Source organism: Micromonospora sp. RB23, assembly GCF_053585025.1.
The window spans coordinates 3,161,265-3,178,542 of sequence record NZ_CM132111.1; the positions used below are offsets into that span (position 1 = coordinate 3,161,265).

Annotated in this window: 21 protein-coding genes; 11 read left to right on the forward strand and 10 right to left on the reverse strand. The window is 72.4% G+C overall.

Annotation, left to right across the window (positions count from 1 at the left end):
• Positions 1–27 precede the first annotated feature (27 nt).
• Positions 28–462, forward strand: coding sequence for a hypothetical protein (locus ACTFTM_RS14480; protein WP_449566292.1), 435 nt, complete (start codon positions 28–30; stop codon positions 460–462).
• 47 nt (positions 463–509) lie between these two features.
• Here the strand turns inward: ACTFTM_RS14480 and ACTFTM_RS14485 are convergent, their stop codons facing one another.
• Positions 510–1,430: an RNA polymerase subunit sigma-70 gene (locus tag ACTFTM_RS14485; protein ID WP_449566293.1), complete on the reverse strand. Its 921-nt coding sequence runs from the start codon at positions 1,428–1,430 to the stop codon at positions 510–512.
• A 136-nt stretch (positions 1,431–1,566) separates the two neighbouring features.
• On the opposite strand from ACTFTM_RS14485, the gene ACTFTM_RS14490 reads away from it, so the two are divergent.
• Positions 1,567–2,274 carry a DUF899 family protein gene (locus ACTFTM_RS14490; protein ID WP_449566294.1) on the forward strand — a complete coding sequence of 236 codons (708 nt, stop codon included), beginning with the start codon at positions 1,567–1,569 and terminating at the stop codon, positions 2,272–2,274.
• 7 nt (positions 2,275–2,281) lie between these two features.
• Positions 2,282–2,608 (forward strand): hypothetical protein, encoded by a 327-nt coding sequence (locus ACTFTM_RS14495; RefSeq protein WP_449566295.1) that lies wholly within the window; start codon positions 2,282–2,284, stop codon positions 2,606–2,608.
• 87 nt (positions 2,609–2,695) lie between these two features.
• Here the strand turns inward: ACTFTM_RS14495 and ACTFTM_RS14500 are convergent, their stop codons facing one another.
• Together ACTFTM_RS14500 and ACTFTM_RS14505 are read right to left on the reverse strand one after the other, a co-directional pair.
• A complete protein-coding gene (locus tag ACTFTM_RS14500; RefSeq protein WP_449566296.1) occupies positions 2,696–3,625 on the reverse strand; it encodes an alpha/beta fold hydrolase in 930 nt (309 codons plus the stop codon).
• A 94-nt stretch (positions 3,626–3,719) separates the two neighbouring features.
• The gene (locus tag ACTFTM_RS14505) at positions 3,720–4,013 is read right to left on the reverse strand and encodes a hypothetical protein (protein ID WP_449566297.1); all 294 of its coding nucleotides are present in this window, start codon (positions 4,011–4,013) and stop codon (positions 3,720–3,722) included.
• Between the two features lie 222 nt (positions 4,014–4,235).
• Between ACTFTM_RS14505 and ACTFTM_RS14510 the strand changes: the two genes are divergently transcribed.
• Positions 4,236–5,021 carry a helix-turn-helix domain-containing protein gene (locus ACTFTM_RS14510; protein ID WP_449566298.1) on the forward strand — a complete coding sequence of 262 codons (786 nt, stop codon included), beginning with the start codon at positions 4,236–4,238 and terminating at the stop codon, positions 5,019–5,021.
• Positions 5,012–5,200 (forward strand): DUF397 domain-containing protein, encoded by a 189-nt coding sequence (locus ACTFTM_RS14515; RefSeq protein WP_449566299.1) that lies wholly within the window; start codon positions 5,012–5,014, stop codon positions 5,198–5,200. The genes ACTFTM_RS14510 and ACTFTM_RS14515 overlap by 10 nt, the downstream gene beginning before the upstream one ends.
• Here ACTFTM_RS14515 and ACTFTM_RS14520 read toward each other — a convergent pair.
• Positions 5,187–5,477: a hypothetical protein gene (locus ACTFTM_RS14520; protein WP_449566300.1), complete on the reverse strand. Its 291-nt coding sequence runs from the start codon at positions 5,475–5,477 to the stop codon at positions 5,187–5,189. The two genes, ACTFTM_RS14515 and ACTFTM_RS14520, sit on opposite strands and share 14 nt — an antisense overlap.
• A 152-nt stretch (positions 5,478–5,629) precedes the next feature.
• On the opposite strand from ACTFTM_RS14520, the gene ACTFTM_RS14525 reads away from it, so the two are divergent.
• Positions 5,630–6,346 carry a VOC family protein gene (locus tag ACTFTM_RS14525; protein WP_449566301.1) on the forward strand — a complete coding sequence of 239 codons (717 nt, stop codon included), beginning with the start codon at positions 5,630–5,632 and terminating at the stop codon, positions 6,344–6,346.
• A 43-nt stretch (positions 6,347–6,389) separates the two neighbouring features.
• Positions 6,390–6,923 carry a GNAT family N-acetyltransferase gene (locus ACTFTM_RS14530; RefSeq protein ID WP_449566302.1) on the forward strand — a complete coding sequence of 178 codons (534 nt, stop codon included), beginning with the start codon at positions 6,390–6,392 and terminating at the stop codon, positions 6,921–6,923.
• Between the two features lie 93 nt (positions 6,924–7,016).
• On the opposite strand, the gene ACTFTM_RS14535 is transcribed toward ACTFTM_RS14530, so the two are convergent.
• Positions 7,017–8,462 carry a M20/M25/M40 family metallo-hydrolase gene (locus ACTFTM_RS14535; protein ID WP_449566303.1) on the reverse strand — a complete coding sequence of 482 codons (1,446 nt, stop codon included), beginning with the start codon at positions 8,460–8,462 and terminating at the stop codon, positions 7,017–7,019.
• Between the two features lie 115 nt (positions 8,463–8,577).
• Between ACTFTM_RS14535 and ACTFTM_RS14540 the strand changes: the two genes are divergently transcribed.
• Positions 8,578–9,879 carry an NAD(P)/FAD-dependent oxidoreductase gene (locus ACTFTM_RS14540; protein WP_449566304.1) on the forward strand — a complete coding sequence of 434 codons (1,302 nt, stop codon included), beginning with the start codon at positions 8,578–8,580 and terminating at the stop codon, positions 9,877–9,879.
• On the opposite strand, the gene ACTFTM_RS14545 is transcribed toward ACTFTM_RS14540, so the two are convergent.
• The 3 genes from ACTFTM_RS14545 to ACTFTM_RS14555 form a co-directional block, all read right to left on the reverse strand.
• Entirely contained in the window at positions 9,850–10,950 is a 1,101-nt protein-coding gene (locus ACTFTM_RS14545) for an AI-2E family transporter (protein ID WP_449566305.1), read from the reverse strand. The genes ACTFTM_RS14540 and ACTFTM_RS14545 overlap by 30 nt on opposite strands.
• 61 nt (positions 10,951–11,011) lie before the next feature.
• Positions 11,012–11,794, reverse strand: coding sequence for a spermidine synthase (locus ACTFTM_RS14550; protein ID WP_449566306.1), 783 nt, complete (start codon positions 11,792–11,794; stop codon positions 11,012–11,014).
• A gap of 82 nt (positions 11,795–11,876) precedes the next feature.
• The gene (locus tag ACTFTM_RS14555; RefSeq protein WP_449566307.1) at positions 11,877–12,851 is read right to left on the reverse strand and encodes a DUF2267 domain-containing protein; all 975 of its coding nucleotides are present in this window, start codon (positions 12,849–12,851) and stop codon (positions 11,877–11,879) included.
• Between the two features lie 201 nt (positions 12,852–13,052).
• On the opposite strand from ACTFTM_RS14555, the gene ACTFTM_RS14560 reads away from it, so the two are divergent.
• Positions 13,053–13,367, forward strand: coding sequence for a hypothetical protein (locus ACTFTM_RS14560; RefSeq protein ID WP_449566308.1), 315 nt, complete (start codon positions 13,053–13,055; stop codon positions 13,365–13,367).
• A gap of 78 nt (positions 13,368–13,445) precedes the next feature.
• On the opposite strand, the gene ACTFTM_RS14565 is transcribed toward ACTFTM_RS14560, so the two are convergent.
• Positions 13,446–13,787 carry an STAS domain-containing protein gene (locus ACTFTM_RS14565; protein WP_449566309.1) on the reverse strand — a complete coding sequence of 114 codons (342 nt, stop codon included), beginning with the start codon at positions 13,785–13,787 and terminating at the stop codon, positions 13,446–13,448.
• A gap of 51 nt (positions 13,788–13,838) precedes the next feature.
• A complete protein-coding gene (locus ACTFTM_RS14570; protein ID WP_449566310.1) occupies positions 13,839–14,237 on the reverse strand; it encodes an STAS domain-containing protein in 399 nt (132 codons plus the stop codon).
• 183 nt (positions 14,238–14,420) lie between these two features.
• Between ACTFTM_RS14570 and ACTFTM_RS14575 the strand changes: the two genes are divergently transcribed.
• Together ACTFTM_RS14575 and ACTFTM_RS14580 are read left to right on the forward strand one after the other, a co-directional pair.
• The gene (locus ACTFTM_RS14575; protein ID WP_449566311.1) at positions 14,421–16,187 is read left to right on the forward strand and encodes a SpoIIE family protein phosphatase; all 1,767 of its coding nucleotides are present in this window, start codon (positions 14,421–14,423) and stop codon (positions 16,185–16,187) included.
• Positions 16,184–17,230, forward strand: coding sequence for a cobalamin B12-binding domain-containing protein (locus ACTFTM_RS14580; RefSeq protein ID WP_449566312.1), 1,047 nt, complete (start codon positions 16,184–16,186; stop codon positions 17,228–17,230). The genes ACTFTM_RS14575 and ACTFTM_RS14580 overlap by 4 nt, the downstream gene beginning before the upstream one ends.
• Positions 17,231–17,278 lie beyond the last annotated feature (48 nt).

Genomic DNA, 17,278 nt, shown 5'->3' on the forward strand with positions numbered 1-17,278 from the left:
CTTGGGGTCACGCGGCAGACTGGCCGGGTGGGCATCGATCGTTGGCGAGACGTTCCGGCGCGGGTTCGGCTGGTCGTGTCCGTGGCCGTGCTGGTCTTCGCGTACGGCGGTGTCGTGCACGTACTCCAGCTGTTCGTCCCCGGTCTTCGGCCGCAGCTCGCGCTGCCCGGCTGGCTCGCGGTCTACTTCGCGTCCCTGACCCTGTGGGATCCCTTGGCCGCGCTGCTGCTGGCGAACCGCCGCCGAGCGGGGCTCGCGCTGGGCTGCGCGGTGCTGGTGACCGACGCCGCCGCCAACGGGTACGCCAACTACGTGCTCGACCCCGCCGGTGGCGTCACCCCGGGCCGGATCGGGCAGGCCGTCATCACCGTTCTCGCCCTCGCGCTCGTCGCGCTCACCCCGTGGCTGGCCCGCTGGTTCGTTCGCTGTGCAGGCCACCGTCCGCCTGGTCCAGACCGATGAGGACGCGATCCGGCGGCCAACGCCCGCCCGAGAAGCTGGGGCGGCCACTAGGGCTCGAGGGTGGCGGGCATGTTGAAGGCGGCGACGTGACGGGCGCCGATGAAGGCGTTGCTCTCTACGATCTTTCCGTTCTCGATCCGGAGTACGTCGACGACCAACGCCTCGTAGTGCGGGCTTCCGGGCCGGCGGAGATAGTTGATCAGTGCCGGGCGTCCGTTGGCCGAGGTGGGGAACGTACGCCAGTCGAGCGGTCGGGCAAGGAACTCCGCGGCCGCGTCGATCCCGACGACCGGCGGCTCGGGTGGCATCGTGATCCGCACGTCCTCGGCGAGTAGTGCCCGGATCGTCTCCGGGTCCTTCGCGTTGGCGTAGCGGCGCAGGATCTCTTCGTCCTCACTGGTGAGCTGCGGGCGGCGCCAGTCCTTCGGGTCGGACGGAGCGCGCCCCCGGAGGGTGTGGCGGGCTCGCTGGAGCAGGCTGTTGACGGCAGCCACGGCGGTGTCGAGCGCGGCGGCGATCTCCTGCGGCGTCCAGCCGTGGACATCGCGTAGCACGAAGGCCGCCCGCTGCCGCGGCGGCAGGTACATGAGCGCTGCGATCACGGCCAGCTCGACGGTCTCCCGGGCGGCGAGACCGGTTTGCGGATCGTCGGCCAGCAGGGCGTCGGGATAAGGACCGAGATCGGTGGACCACTCGAGCGGGTCACCGTACGGCACCGTCCGGTTACCGGCCGCCTTGCGGCTGTCGAGGAAGACGTTCGTGGCGATCCGGTAGAACCAGGTGCGCGCCGACGCCCGACCCTCGAAGCGGTCGCGAGCCCGCCAGGCACGAAGGAAGGTCTCCTGCACCAGGTCATCCGCGTCGGTGACGTTCCCGGCGAGGCGGTAGCAGTGGACGTGTAGCTCGCGCCGGTGCTGGTCGAAGGCGCGCTGCAGCCAGACCGACTGCTCGTCGGGCGAGTCGGACATGCGATCTCCCCGGGGCTGAATGGTCCTCACCACCGTACTGACGACCGCGGACCCATCCGTCATCGGTCACCGATGACGATCGCCGACTCGCTCGTCTGTACCTGCGACCGACCCTCACTCCACGAAGGAGACAGCCATGACGGCAACCCCCACGTCCAGCGCGGCCGCGCCCCCGGTCGTCGACCGGGAGACCTGGCTGCGCGAGCGCGACGAACTGCTGGTCCGGGAGAAGGCCCATACCCGCGAAGGAGACGCGATCGCAGCCGCTCGTCGTCAGCTGCCGATGACCTTGATGCCAACGGTGACGGTACGGGGCCCTGGCGGGGACACCCCGCTGGTGGAGGTGTTCGAGGGCCGCCGGATGCTCATCGCCTACTTCCACATGTGGCACGACGGCAAGCCGTACGAGCACCAGTGTGAGGGGTGCACCTTCTCGACCTGTCACATGCAGATGCTGGACTACCTGCACGCTCGGGACGTCACCTACGCCGTGTTCTGCCAGGGTCCCTACGACGAAAGTGCCCCGTTCGCGGAGTTCATGGGCTACAGGTTCCCCTGGTATTCGGCGAAAGACTCCGACCCGGCTCTGGCCGACGGTCGTGGCTTCGGGTTCATCGCGTGCTACCTGCGCGAGGGCGACAAGGTCTACGAGACCTACTGGACCACCGGGCGGGGCGTAGAAGCGTTGATGACCACCTACCATGCCCTGGACCTCACGGTGTACGGCCGGCAGGAGAACTGGGAGAACTCGCCTGAGGGCTGGCCGCGGATTACCGGGCACCCGTGGCGTCTCAACGGCCGCCCCACCGCGCAATGGTCACGTCCCGGCGTCGCACCGCGATGACATCCTGATGATCGAGGTGATCATGCTCGGTTCGGCCGCGGTGTCGGCCTGCTGCTGCGTCGTACCGCGGGCGGGCGCGTCCCGCAGAGCCCGGATGCTCGCGGGTGCGATGGTGGCTGTCATGGTCGCGGTGACCCTCGACGCCGCACCGGTTGTGCAGTACGCGGGCACGCTGCTGCTCCTGGTCTTGGCGGTGGCAATCGTCGTCGGCGGTCCGACCGAGCGCGGCCCGGAGGTGGAGTGGCACCGTATGGCCGGAGATGCTCCGTTGGGAGCACCTGGCCATGGGGGCAAGCCTCACGGCCATGATCTTCTTCATGAACTAGTGCCTTGACGACGAAGGTTCGCGGTGTTGGAGTCAGGCTGCGCTGCGTGTCAACCAACACCGTGAACGTTCGTGGTCACGGCACTAGGCGTGCTGCTATGGCGCTCTCCGGTCGGCCTCGGCGACGACGGCGAGTACGGCGTCCACCACAGCCTCGGGCTGCTCTTTGTGGATGTAGTGGCCGCTGTCGGGCACCGCGTGGTGGACGCCACGTGGGAAGTGCGCGGCCGTCCGGTCGGCCAGCTCGCGGGAGCGCTGGAGCAGAGCGGCCGGCTTGCCCCGCGTCGACGTCAGGATTCGCATCGGCACGTCGGGCACCGCCGCCGCCGCACGGGCGGCACGGACCTCCCGGGCGCAGGTGTTGGCGAGGCGGTTCTCCGCACGGATGGTCGCGACCTGGCCGTACGTGCCATAGCTGGCCAGGTACGCCGCGGTCACCAGCTCCTGGGTACGGGGGTCGTCGGTACAGCGCCGCCCGAGTTCGCGGCCCATGTTCACGGCGATCCGGTTGAAGAGCCCGATCGCCTTGAGCAGCGGAAGGGCGTTGAGGACGAGGTTCGACGACACCCGCAGAGCCAACGGCACCTCGGTCGTGGTGTCCTCGTGGAACGGGTCGACGAGAACCAGGCCTCGGGTCCGGTCAGGCCGGGCGAGCGCCGCCAGTTCCGCGAGCAGTCCGCCCCAACTGTGCCCGACCAGCACGGCAGGCCCGACGTGATCGAGGAGTGCCACGAGGTCGCGTACCTGGGAGTCCAGGGTCAGTCGCGCGACGGGGTCGCTGGCGCCCAGGCCGGCGCGGTCGTAGGCGACGACGCGCGTCCTCTCGGCCAGCGCCGGCAGGATGACGGCCCAGTCCAGTCCCACCTCGCCGGCTCCGGACGCCAGGATGACGGCGGGTTCCGCGCGGCCGGTCTCCACCCACCCCAGTCGCCGACCGGACTCGCGGCTCAGGTGGTGACGGGCGACAGCACCCGGCACCAGGCGCGACAGAGCGGTGACGACCGGATCCTGCGTCCCCGTGTCCACCAGACCTCCCCGTCGCCGTCCCATTGGCCGACGTCCGGCTCTGGACAGTACAAAGCCGTCACAACGTCGGCGGTCCTCAGGAGGCCCCCGTGGTTCAGTCCGGCGCGATGAATGGGCGGCGGTACGGGGTCCAGCCGACGAACCGCGCGAACATGGCGTGCGGTGCGGGCGCCTCGTCGGGATTGAGCCGGTAGAGGTCCCGGATCGCCTCGTGCAGTTGCCCGCACAGGTAGATCGACAGGCCGATCAGGTCGTGTTCGTGTTCGGCCTTGAGCACCAGCCGGGCGGTGGGGCAGGGCCACGGGCCGCCACAGGCACGGCAGCACCACATCGGACGCAGCGGCGTGTGCGGCGGTGTGCCGGTCGGCACGGGCGGTGAGGTCACCATGGATCAGGCTCCTTCGCAGGTGGGGGAGGGGCCGCCGCGGTACGGGGGTTCGCGGCGGCCCCTCGTTCGGTTCCGCCCGTCGGTCGGCCGGGCCGGGCGGTTCCGCTACGTGACAGTCTGCTCACCGGGCCGCTACTGTCGGAAGGCGCGCGAGTCCCACCAGCGCCGATGTACGTGTCCGACGCCCCCGGTGTGCAGACGTGTGCAGTGGATCGTTTGCCCATGCTGGAGCTGTTCGCCGGCGAGCTGCGTCGGCTGCGGACGGTCGCCGGTCTGTCCCAGGAGGCGCTGAGCGAACGGATCAACTACTCGGCGTCGCTCGTCGCGGCCGTCGAGCAGTGCCGGCGTCCGCCCCGGCTGGAGTTCACCGAGCGCAGCGACCGCGTGCTGGACGCCGACGGCCTGTTGCTGCGCATCCGCGAGACGATGATCCGCGAGTCGGTGATGCCGTGGTTCCGCGAGTGGGTGACGATCGAGCAGGAGGCGACGGCGCTGCGCTCGTTCCAGCCGTTGGTGCTGCCGGGGCTGCTGCAAACCGAGGGCTATGCGCGGGCGCTCTATGGCGGCGCGAGTCAGCTGGCCGATCATCAGCTGGACCAGCCTGTCGCTGCCCGGCTCCAGCGGCAGGAGATCCTGACCCGTGAGCAGCCACCACTCTTCGTCGCGGTGCTCGACTACACGGTGCTGGAACGGCCCGTGGGCGGGCCGGCCGTGATGCGCGAGCAACTACAGCACCTGCTCGACGTTGGCCGGCGGCCACGGGTGCACCTGCACCTCGTGCCGCGCGAGGTGGGCGCGTATCCCGGGCTGAACGGCGCCTTCGTGATCGCCACCCCGGCTGACGGGGACGACGTGGCCTACCTGGACAATCCTCTAAAGGGGACGGTGATCGAGCGCCCTGCGGACGTACTATCGCTGCGACAGTCGTGGGAATCGGTACGGGCCGAGGCGATGCCGCACGGGCAGACCCTCAACGTGATCTCGGAGGCGGCAGCGGCATGGACCTGACCGGCGCGATCTGGCGCAAGAGCACCCGCAGCAGCGGCAATCAGGGCGACTGTGTCGAGGTCGCGGCCAACCTGCCGGGCGTGGTGGGCGTTCGCGACAGCAAGGACCCGAGCGGCCCGGCGCTGGTCGTCACCCCGGCGGCCTGGCGGGCCTTCGTCACCTTCGTCACGCGCCACTGACCGGGCCGGCGAGCGCCGCCCGGATCAGCCTCTCGACCAGCCGTGGCGTGACCGGGTCCAAAGCGAACACCTCGGCCACCCGCTCGGGATCCGTGGTGATGATCGGTCCGTAGTTGAGCCACGGATCGTCGAAGGCGACCCGCTCCTCCAGCCGGACGTCCTGGCCGCCGTCGACGTTCCACACCCGGACCACGACGTGGCCCGGATCGGCCTGGCTGGCCGTCCACCGGTAGTCGACGTCGTCGACACGAATCGTCCGCTTGCGAGTCCTGGCCACGGTGCGACGTTAGGACCCGGGCGGGCACGGCGGTAGCGGGATTCGCGCCGACGAGGGCTCCGTCGAATACTCGGATGCGGAAAGGCGTGCTCATCCTTAGGCTTCCGCTCCACGGCGGCCCGCGCCCATTCGGATCGGAGATGAGCAGACCGATGACCTCTCACCTGTTCGCGATCAGCTTCGACGCGCTCGAACCTCTGCGTCTGGCGCGGTTCTGGTCCGGGATCCTCGGCTGGGAGATCGTCGACGATCCGCGCGAGGGCGTGGGGCTCGTACCCACTGACGACACCGGTTTCCGACTCCGCTTCGCGCCGACCGAGCAGCCGAAGACCGTCCAGAACCTCATGCACTTCGACCTGACGAGCACGTCGCCGCAGGATCAGGAGCTGACGGTCTCCAGGGCGATCGAGCTGGGTGGACGGCACATCGACATCGGCCAGGGGCCGGACGTCGACCACGTGGTGCTGGCCGACCCGGAGGGCAACGAGTTCGACGTCATTGCGCCGGGCAACAATTTCCTCGCTGGCTGCGGGTTCGTCGGCGCGCTGGCCTGCGACGGTTCGCCGGAAGTCGGGTACTTCTGGGCCGAGGCGCTCGGTTGGCCGCTGGTCTGGGATCAGGACCAGGAGACTGCGATCCAGTCGCCGCGCGGCGGCACGAAGATCACCTGGGGTGGGCCGCCCTACATGTCGCGCGAGGGCGAGGGCCGGGTGCGCCTCGACCTCGCGCCACCCGCCGACGGTGATCAGCAGGCGGAGGTGGACCGTCTGCTCGCCCTCGGCGCGACCCGGGTCGGCACCGACCCGGCCGGTCGAGTCGTGTTGGCCGATCCCGACGGTAACGACTTCTCCGTGCTGACACCCCGCTAGCCGGTTGGACAACCGCCCCGCCGGTCCGTCAGAGTGGTCCGCCGTGAGATACCTGCGCAGCGGTGGTCCCGCCGCGATCCGACGCCCCCGGCCGACCGACGTCGACGAGTTCGTGGCGGCCGTGCGACGGAGTCGGGACCTGCACCATCCGTGGTTGGCCGCGCCGGAGACCGCCGAGGAGTACGACCGTTACCTCGCCCGGATCCGCCGCCGCGACAGCGCCGGCTACCTCATCTGCGACCGGGCCAGCGGAGAGATCGCCGGCTACGTGAACATCAGCGGCATCGTGCTCGGCGCGCTGCGCGGCGGGTACCTGGGGTACGCGGCGTTCGAGCCGTACAGCGGCACCGGGCACGCCTCGGCGGGCATCGCGTTGGTCATCGACCACGCGTTCACCAGCGTCGGACTGCACCGGCTGGAGGCGAACATCCAGCCGGGCAACGAGCCGTCCCGTCGGGTCGCCCGCAAGCTCGGCTTCCGCCTCGAGGGGTTCTCCCCGGACTACCTGTTCATCGACGGCGCGTGGCGCGACCACGAACGCTGGGCCATAACAGCCCCCACCCCACCTCCCGCGTGATCATGAAGTTAGCGTCACGACACGCCGAGGCGGTTGACGCTAACTTCATGATCAACGCGGTGCAGCTGGGGCGGGGCGGGGGAGAGGGGCGGTTTAGGCGCCGGGGCGGGGGAAGGCTACCGGGCTGCGGAGGCCGGCGCGGTTGACGGCGCGGATGCCGAAGAAGACGTTGTCCTTGGACAGGTCGATGCTGACCTCCGTCACGTCACCGACCCCGATCACCCGCTGCCACTCGGCGGCCGTGGTCTCGCGCCACACCACCTCGTAGCCGGCCAGGTCCGGCTCGTCGCCGCGCTGCCAGCGCAGCGTCGTGTTGTTGGTCAGGTCGGTGGTCACGATGATGGCGCCCTTGGGCGTACCGGGGGCCTGGGCCAGGGACCACAGCGCCGCGCCGTTCACCCTCGCCACCCGGGCGATGTACCCGAAGTCGCAGAACTCCGGCAGGTCACCGTACTGCTTGCCGTCCTGCACGCGGACGTCCTGGTGCTGGTGGGCGAAGTCCTCGTTCGGCTCGGTGAACCGGGCCGCCGGCCAGCCCTCGCGCAGGAACGAGATGTGGTCGCTGCCGCGCAGGTAGCGGTCCCGCCGGTAGATCACCCGTACCCGCATGCCGGTCGCGTCGTTGTCCGCCACGTCCCGGACGAACCGGGCGAGCTGGCGCGACGGCGAGTCGTTCTCGCCGCCGACGGACTGGCGGGTGGTGGCCTCCGCGGGCGTCTCCGCGGTCGGCACGCCCTCGGCGAACAGCCGCACCGAGTACGGGTCGCGGGCGCCGTCGTCGGCGGTGCTGCTGCCCACGATGTCGTCGCTGAACATGCCCTGCACGTCCGCGCCGGCCGCCTTGAGCTGCGCGGCCAGGTACGCCGAGCCGTACAGGCCCTGCTCCTCGGCGGCCACCGCGGCGAACACGATGGTGGCGGCCGTCGGCCGGGTGGCCATCAGTCGGGCCAGTTCCAGCACCACGGCCACACCCGAGGCGTCGTCGTCCGCTCCGGGGGCGTCGCTGACGGCGTCCATCACGTCGGTGACCCGGGAGTCGTAGTGACCCGTGACCACGTACGTGCGGTCCGGCGACGTTTCGCCGCGCAGGGTGGCCACTACGTTGGTGATCCGGGTGGCGGTGGGGATCCGCGACGCGGGCTGCTGGACGTACGACTGGAGTTCGACGGTCATCCGGCCGCCGGAGGTGGCCGCGTACTCCTGCAAGCGGGCGTGGATCCAGTCCCGGGCGGCGCCGATGCCCCGCTCGGGGTCGTCCTGGCTGGAGAGGGTGTGCCGGGTGCCGAACGCGGCGAGCCGGCGCACGATCGCCTCGATCCGGCGTGGGTCGACCTGGCGCAGCAGTTCGCGCAGCTCACGGTCGGGCCGCTGCGGGTGGGCGGCGCGCCCGGGGCCGGCGGGGCCGGCGTCAGCGGCGGCGGGCGTGGCCAGGGCCGGCAACGCGACGGTGGCGGCGGTCGCCGCGGTGGCGGCCGAGGCGGACAGGAAGGTGCGGCGGGTGGGCCTCGTGGGCGATCCGCCGATGTCGTCTGATCCCATTGGGGCATCCTGCCCATCGATGGTGGTGTCTGTCCATATCGTTCGAGGTGGATGGGTGGCGGAGCCGTCGCCGGAACCGACGTTTGTCCTGGGCTGCGACGGGAAACGGCCGGCAATGACGAAACCTCGTGTGGTGATCGTGGGGGCCGGGTTCGCCGGTTACCACGCGGCGAAGACGTTGAGCCGGATCGCCCGGGACCGGGCCGAGATCGTGGTGCTGAACTCCACCGACTACTTCCTGTACCTGCCGCTCCTGCCCGAGGTGGCCGCCGGGGTGGTCGAACCCTCGCGCATCGCGGTGCCGCTGACCGGCACCCTCAAGGGCGTCCGGGTGGTGATCGGGGAGGCGGACCACGTCGACCTGCAGAACCGCTGGGTCGGCTTCACCCAGCCCGAGGGGGAGAAGAACCGCCTGGCGTACGACCGGCTGGTCCTCGCCGTCGGCAGCGTCAACAAGCTGCTGCCCATCCCGGGCGTCACCGAGTACGCGCACGGCTTCCGCGGCCTGCCCGAGGCCGTGTACCTGCACGACCACATCGTCCGTCAGGTGGAGCTGGCCGAGCAGGCGGAGGACCCGGCGGAGCAGCAGGCCCGCTCGACCTTCGTGGTGGTCGGAGCGGGGTACACCGGCACCGAGGTCGCCGCGCACGGCCAACTGTTCACCGACGCCCTGCACGCGCAGCGACCCCGGCTGACCGTCCGGCCCCGCTGGATGCTGCTCGACGTCGCCCCCCGCGTGCTGCCGGAGCTGGACAAGAGGATGTCCGACACCTCGCACAAGGTGCTCGACAAACGCGGCGTGGACGTGCGGATGGGCACGTCGGTGGCCGAGGCGACCTGCGACGGGGTCAAGCTCACCGACGGCGAGTACGTCCCGACGTGCACGCTGGTGTGGTGCGTGGGCGTACGCCCCGACCCGTTCGTCAACGAGCTGGGCCTGCGTACCGAGCGCGGCCGGCTGGTCACCGACGAGTACCTGAACGTCCCCGGCTATCCGGAGGTCTTCGCCTGCGGTGACGCGGCCGCCGTGCCCGACCTGGTCAACCCGGGGCAGATCTGCGGCATGACGGCCCAGCACGCGGAGCGGCAGGGCAAGCGGGTGGCGCACAACATCGCCGCCTCGTACGGGTTCGGCAAGCGCCGGCCGTACAAGCACCACGACCTGGGCTGGGTGGTCGATCTGGGTGGCAAGGACGCCGCCGCGAACCCGTTGCACGTCAACCTCGGCGGGCTGCTGGCCAAGGCGGTCACCCGGGCGTACCACCTGATGGCGATGCCGGGTAACCGCACCCGCGTGGGAGCCGACTGGGCGCTCGACGCCGCGCTCACCCGCTCGGCCGTGCAGTTGGGGCTGGTTCCGGCGAACGCGGTGCCGCTGGAGAGCACCTCACCCGAGGTCGCGGCGCGGGGCCGCTGAGCGAGGAGGGTCCGCCCGGGCCACGGGGCGGGGCGGGTCGGCTCTGCGCGGACCGTACTCGCGCAGCAGGATCTGCGCGATACCGGCGGCGGGGATGGCCAGCAGCGCGCCGAGCAGCCCGGCCAGCTCCGCCGCGAGCAACACGCTCAGCAGCACGGTCAACGGGTTGAGCCGCACCGCACGGGCCAGGATGAGGGGCTGGAGCAGGTGGTTCTCGACCTGCTGGTAGACGACGAAGAAGACGAGCACGACGATCCCGGCGGTGGGGGAGCGCAGGAACCCCGCCCCGGTGGCGATCACCGCGCCGATCGTCGCGCCGACCAGCGGCACCAGGTCGGCCACCGCGACCAGCAGCGCGATCACCGCGGCGAACGGCACACCGGTGACGGTCAACACCAGGAAGGTCAGCGCGCCGCAGATCACGCTGATCACCAGGTTGCCGGTGAGGTAGCCGGTGACGGTCCGGGACACCTCCCGGCCGACGCGGCGCAGCCGCTCGCCCTGGCCGTCCCCGGCCACCGCGAGGACGCCGCGGGTGATCCGCGGCGATTCCAACACCATGAGGTACGCCAGCACGACGACCGTGACCAGCCCCGCGACCCCCTCGACCACGCCGCGCAGCACCCCGACGGCGGGTTGCCGCAGCCGGGCCCCGGCGTCGCGCAGCTCGTCCGCGTGCGCGCTGGCGTAGCGCCGTACCCCGGTGCGTTCCAGGAACCCACCCAGCGGGCCGCGACCGGCGCGCGCGTCGCGCAGCAGCTCGGGCCCCCGCTCGGCGAACCGGCCCAGCTCGTCCAGCAGCGGCACCAGGATCACCGCCGCGAGGACCGCCAGCACGACGAACGCGGCGACGAAGACGAGCAGCGTGGCGAGCGCCCGGTGACGCACGAGGTGGCGTTGCAGCCGGTCCACGGCCGGTTTGAGCGCGACCGCGAAGAAGGCGGCCACCACCGCCCAGACGAGCACCCGACGGGTCGCGTACACGAAGGCCAGCGTGAGCGCGGTGGCCAGCACCAGCGCGATCACGACCAGGGTACGGCGGGCGGTGGCCCGATCGTCGGCGTTGCTCACCCGCCGGGCCTTCCCCGCGCAGACCGTGCGAAACCCGGCATCCCGGCCGGTTGGTCCTACCTCAGCCGTCGGTGTCGAGAAGTGGGTGGGCGCCGGCCACGAACGTGTCGAGGGCGGCGGCGTGCAGCAGCCCACCCGCGATCGGGTCGCGCAGCGTGGCCACGGCGAGCCGACCGACCGGCAGCCCGCCCGGGCGGTGCGTCGCGGCGAGCACCAGGTTGCCGTAGCGCCGGCCACGCAACATCCGGCGGTCGCCGAACACGCAGACGTCCCCGAAGACCGCGCGCAGCGTCGCCACCTGCACCCGGGTGCCGACCAGCGGTGGCAGGTCCGTCACGTTGACCAGGTAGAGCCCGTCGGGCCGCAGGACCCGGGCCACCTCGGCGGCGAACTCCACGGTGCGCACGTGCCGGGGCATCCGGGCGGCCCGGTAGATGTCGGCGATCACCAGGTCGTACGCGCCCGTCTCGGCGGCGGTGACCGCCTCCCGGGCGTCGGCGACCTCCACCCGCACCTCGGGTGGCGGCGGTGGCAGCTCCCGCGCCACCAGGTCGACCACGGCCCGGTCCCGTTCGACGACCCGCTGCCGCGAGCCGGGCCGGGTGGCGGCCAGCCAGCGGGGCAGCGTCAACGCGCCGCCGCCGAGGTGCAGCACGCTCAGGGGTACGCCCGCCGGCGCCGCCAGCTCCACGGCCGACGCGATCCGGCGGACGTACTCGAAGTGCAGGTGCCGCGGATCCTCGACGTCCACGTAGGACTGTTCGACGCCCGCGGAGAGCAGCGTCCGTCCGGTCCGGCGGACCGGATCGGCGACCAGCTCCAACCGGTCGGCGGCACGGTTCATGACGGCACGCTAACCGAGCGCCCGGCGGGCCGGCGGCGCGGGAGCACCCGCGTCCGCCGGCCCGCGTACGCCACGACGGCGGTCAGCCGCCGGCCATCCCGGCGCCGACCTCGTCGATCGCGTCGTCGATCGAGTGGGCGAGGTCCACGTCCAGCGCGGTCACCCCGTCCGCCTGGTTGGTGCGGACGGTCAGCACGGCCGCCGTGTCGCCCGGACGCCCGATGCTCGGTCCGCGCCCGTTCTCCTGACGCAGCCGGTCGAGTCGGGCGAGTACCCGGTCGAGGTTGTCCGACGGCAGCGCGACTACGCGGTACAGGGCGGACGTGTCGCCGGCCCAGTACGGCAGGTCGTCCAGCGCCGCCTGGACCTGCTCCTCGTCCAGGGTGGGCGTGGTGGTGGAGGCTCCCACGATGCCGCCGCCGGCCGCCGGCGGGTTCAGCAGCTCCCGCAGGCCGTCCGGGACGTGCAGGGACTCGATCAGGTCACCGTCCTGCTCGGCGAGCGCGGCGATCGTCGCCTCCGCCTGGTAGCGGGCCTGCTCCGGCGTACGTCCGCTGATCCGGCCGACCTCGGCCAGGAAGCCGGGTAGGTCCTGATGCCGCTCGATGCCGTCCACGGGCACGACGTCGTGCAGCGAGTTGGGCACGGCGGCGAGCAGTCGTTGCCGCGCCGCCGCGTCGAGCGCGAAGGCCAGCACGAGCACGGTGGCCTCGGCGCCCACCTTCGCCGTCGGGAAGTCGACCCCGGACCGGCGTTGGACGTCCTCGACCAGATCCCGGTACCCCACGCTCGTCACGCCGGCCGCGCCGCCGGGCGGCGGCTGCGGTCGCGGATTGTCCGGGGTACCCCTCGACGGCGGCGCCGGTCCACCACGCGTGGTGTCCGACTTGTGCCGTCCGGCCGGCGGTGGGCCGGCCCGTTTGCCCTGGTCCAGGCTGGTGAGCTGCTTGGAGGCACTCAGGCTCGCGCCGTACTCGCTGGGCTGGCCGCCCTGCTCGCGGGCCTGCCGGGCCATCGCCCGGCGGCGCTGGTTGTCGCCCTCCATCTGCTTGCGCATGGTGTCGCCCCTTCCGCTGGGGATCGATCCTGCGCCGGTCGCGTTCCCGCCGTCCCGGGAGCCGAAACGGACGCTGCCGGCCGAGTAGGGCTGAGCGTCGGCCGGGCTTCATCCGCCCGGGGTGAGGGGTGCTCACCCGCGCGGGCCGCATGATCGGGGCAGGACCGCAGTTCTTCCGAGGTACGCGGAAGGAAGGTCGTCATGAAACGGATCGTCGAGATCGTTCCCGCACGACCCGGCTGGTACGCCCGCTGGCAGCTCACGCCGAACGCCACCCGGTGTTACCCGGTGAGCCTGTGGGCGCTGGTGGAGGAGGCCGACGGTACCGGCCGGGAAGTGGTCGGAATGGACTGCATCGGCCAGTGGCCGGGTGCGGACGACAACGAGGCGGGTGGGGAGTTCGTCCGCTACCTGTACCAGACGCCCGACTCGGGGGAACCCGACGACATCGAACCTCCGTCGACCGTCGAGCTGCGCGACGGCGGCCCCCGACTCCAGCCGATGACCGCGCCCTAGGCATTTCTCCGGCCCCCGGCCCCAGGTCCCAGGGTCGGGGGCCACCCCCTGCGCGCGGGTGGTGGCCGGGCGGGCCCGTCAGCCGGTGGCGCGCAGCTCGTCGCCGTCGTCGACGGCGTCCTGCACGGCCAGCAGCTCGGTGAGGCCGGTGCGGTCCAGCAGTTGCTGCACCTGCGGGCTGACCCCGGTGAGGCGGATCGCCCCGACGCCCCGGCGCACGATCAGCAGGGCGCTGAGCCCGGACGAGTCGCAGAGGCCGACACCGCTCAGGTCGATCGTCACCCGCTGCTCGCCGCTCAGGTCCGCCGCCGCGGCCACCAGCTCGGGCGCGGTGTCGTAGTCGAGTTCGCCGGTCAGCCGCAGCCGGACGTGGCCGGCGTCGGGCCGGCTCACCTCAATGGTCAACAGCTGGTGCGGCATTGCACCATGTTCCCAGTCCTCGCGCGGAACGCAAACCCCGGGGCCGCCGGATCACGCCGTGGCGGCGGACACTTCGGCGTCGGGGTCGACCTCCGGCCGGGTCGACGACGGCGGCCGACCGATGAGCGTCGCCACCCCCGTGATGTCCAGGATCGCCGCCAGGAAGCGGGGGACCGAGCGCAGCCGCACCGCCGCGCCGACCTCCTGACCCTCGCGCCAGGCGTGCACGATCACGGCCAGACCGGTGCTGTCGATGAAGGCCAGGTCGGCGAAGTCCAGCACGATCGCGTGCGGCGCGTCGGCCAGGATCCGGTCGACCTCGGCCCGCAGGGGGGCCGCTGTCGCGTAGGCCAGCTCCCCGCCGACACGGATCACGGGCGTGTCGGGGTCGGACCGATCGACGGACGTGGTGAGCGGCTTCGCGTCGGGTCTGCGCCCTTCCGACAGCACGATCACGTCCTTTCGCCTGCCGTTTCTCTGGCCGTGCGAAGGGATCGTAACAACCGCCGACCGGGTCCGCTCGCTACGCGAACCAGGGCCCGGACCTGCCGTCAGGTGCCGGTCGGGGCGTACCGGCGTAGGGTGGGAGACGAGGACACGTTCGGGTGGACGACAAGGAGTGAGGCTCAGCTGGTGACTGCTTCCGACGTCAGGGACTGGGACCCGGGCGACGGACGGATCTCCACGCCGAGTACCACACGGGCCCCGGCGTGGTCCGCCGACGCACCGTCCTGGCCTGCGCCCGCGTTGCCGCCGCTGGCCCCCGACCGTGACCAGGCCACGCCGGACTGGTCCGAGGTGGTCGAGCACTTCCGCGAGGGCCTGGTGGTCTGTGACGCGGACGGTGTTGTCCGGCACGTGAGCCCGGTGGCCGAGCGGCTGCTGCCCGAGGTCGTACCCGGCGAACCGCTGGCCGCCTCCGGTGTGCCGGGGTTGGGCGAGGGCGCACCGGGAAGCTTCACCCACCACGACCGTCGGCTCACCGCCCGTCAGGTGCCGCTGTCCGCCGGCCGTTGCTGCTGGTACGTGGAGGACGTCACCGAGAGCGTCAGCCGTGCCGACGCGTTGCTCGCCGAGCGGGCCCGGTCGGCCTTCCTGGCCGTGGTGGGCGACAAGCTGGGCAACCCTCTGCACCCCGACCGGGCCGCCGCCGCCGTCGTCCGGCTCGCCGTGCCGACCCTGGCCGAGGTGGCGGTGCTGGTCCTCGCGCCCCGGGCGGGGCGGGCCCGGTGGTGGCGGGCCAGCCGTGTCGACGACGAGGCCCCGATGGTCGACAGCGGGGTCCTGACCGGCGGCACCCTTCCTCCGGCCATTGCCGACGGGCTGACCGGCGTCGAGCCGCACACCGTCGACTGGCTGGTGGAGCAGGCGGTCGACGCCGGCTGGCTGCCCGGCCTCACGGGTGTCGACAGCACCGCCCGGGTCGTCCCGCTGCCCGGCCGCGACACCCCCGCCGGAGTGCTGCTGGTCGCCCGGCGCTCCAGCCGCTGGTACGACGAGGACGACGTCGAGTTGATCCGGGCGTTCGCGGCCCGGGCCGGCGCGGCGCTGACCACCGCCCAGCTCTACCGCGACCAGGCGGAGGTGGCCGACACCCTGCAGGCCAGCCTGCTGCCGGTCGAGCCGACCGAGACCGCGGGCGTGCAGTGGGGCACCGCGTACCGTCCGGCGCAGGCCGGACTGCGCATCGGCGGCGACTTCTACGGCTCACACCGGCTCGCCGACGGCGGATCCGTCTTCTTCCTCGGTGACGTCTCCGGCAAGGGCGTCGAGGCCGCCGTGTTCACCGGCCAGCTCCGGCAGTGCCTACAGGCGCTGCACCGGGTGGAGTCCCACCCGGGGCGGCTGTTGCGGCTGCTCAACGACGCCCTGCTCGAGACGACCCAGGCGCACGGCCAGGGCCGCTTCGCGACCATCGTGCTGGGCGTCGCCCGTCCGCAGCGCGACGGCGGCGTGACCCTCACGATGGCCGGGGGCGGACACCTGCCGCCGCTGGTGCTGCGGACTTCGGGTGAGGTCGAGACCGTGCCGCTGCGTGGCATGCTGATCGGCGTGGTGCCCGACCCGCGGGTCGGCGAGGTGACCGTACGACTGGCGCCGGGCGAGACCTGCCTGCTCTACAGCGACGGCGTCACCGAGGCCCGTGGGGGTCGTCGCGGCGACGAGCAGTTCGGCGCGGAGCGGCTGGTGACGGCCGTGACGGGTTGCCAGCGGATGCCGGCGCCGGCCCTGGCCGAGCGCGTCGAGCAGGTCACCTGTGACTGGCTGGGGCACGGCGACCACGACGACATCGCGGTCCTGGCGCTGCGCGCGGTCAGCCCCGGCGGTCGCGGCGCGCGGCACCTGCACGCCGTTCCCACGCCGACGGCCGCCGACGAGCAGAGGACGAGCCCCGCGTGACCGCCCCCGCCGCGACGACGGACCCGACCGACGCCTACCCCGGCTACCTGGCCTGCCTCGCCGACGCCGACGAGTACGCCGCGATCGACGTGGCGATCGACCTGCTGGAGGCGGGCGTGTCGCCGGAGCGGGTGCTGCTCGACCTGGTCGCGCCGGCGCAGGCCGAGGTGGGTGAGCGGTGGGCCCGCAACGAGTGGAGCGTCGCCCAGGAGCACGCGGCCACGCACATCAGCGAGCGGGTGGTGGCCGCCGTGGCGGCACACGCCAACCCGCGGCCGACCGGCGGACGTGTGGTGGTGGCCTGCATGGACGGCGAGTGGCACGCCCTGCCGCCCCGGCTGGTCGCGGAGGTGCTGCGGCTCCGCGGTTGGCAGGTGACCTTCCTGGGCGCCAGCGTGCCGGCGGCCCACCTCGTGTCGTACCTGCTCCGGCACGATGCGCAGGCGGTCGCGCTTGCCTGCGCGTTGCCAATGCGGCTGCCGCACGCCCACCGGATGATCGAGGCGTGCCGGCGTTCGGACGTGCCGGTCGTGGTCGGTGGGCGGGGCTTCGGCGCGGACGGCCGGTGGGCGGCCCGCCTCGGCGCGGCCTGGGCGCCGAACGCGCCGGCGGCGGCCGAGCTGATCGCCGACGAGCGGGCGCTGCGGCGGGTGCCGGCGGCGCAACTCGCGCACCTGGCCGACGACGAGTACGCGAGTCTGGTCCGCCGCCGTGGCGAGCTGATCGACAGCGCGCTGACGGACCTGCGGGAGAAGGTGCCGGCGACGAGTGGGTACACGGCCGCCCAGCTCGACTCGACGGTGAGCGACCTGGGTCACATCCTGGACTCGTTGGCCGCCGCGCTGTACGTCGACGACGCCTCGCTGTTCACCGAGTTCGTCGACTGGCTCGCGGAGATCCTCACGAGCCGCCGGGTGCCGGCCGGCGCCGTCGCCCTGACCCTGGAGCACTTCGCCACCGAGTTGCGGGACTACCCCCGGGCAGCGCGCGCACTGGCGCTGGGGCGCGCCGGGCTGACCGCCGCGTCCCGTACCGCCGGCTGACCAGCTCGGTCGGTCGATCACCACGGGCTGCGGACCTGTCGTACCCCC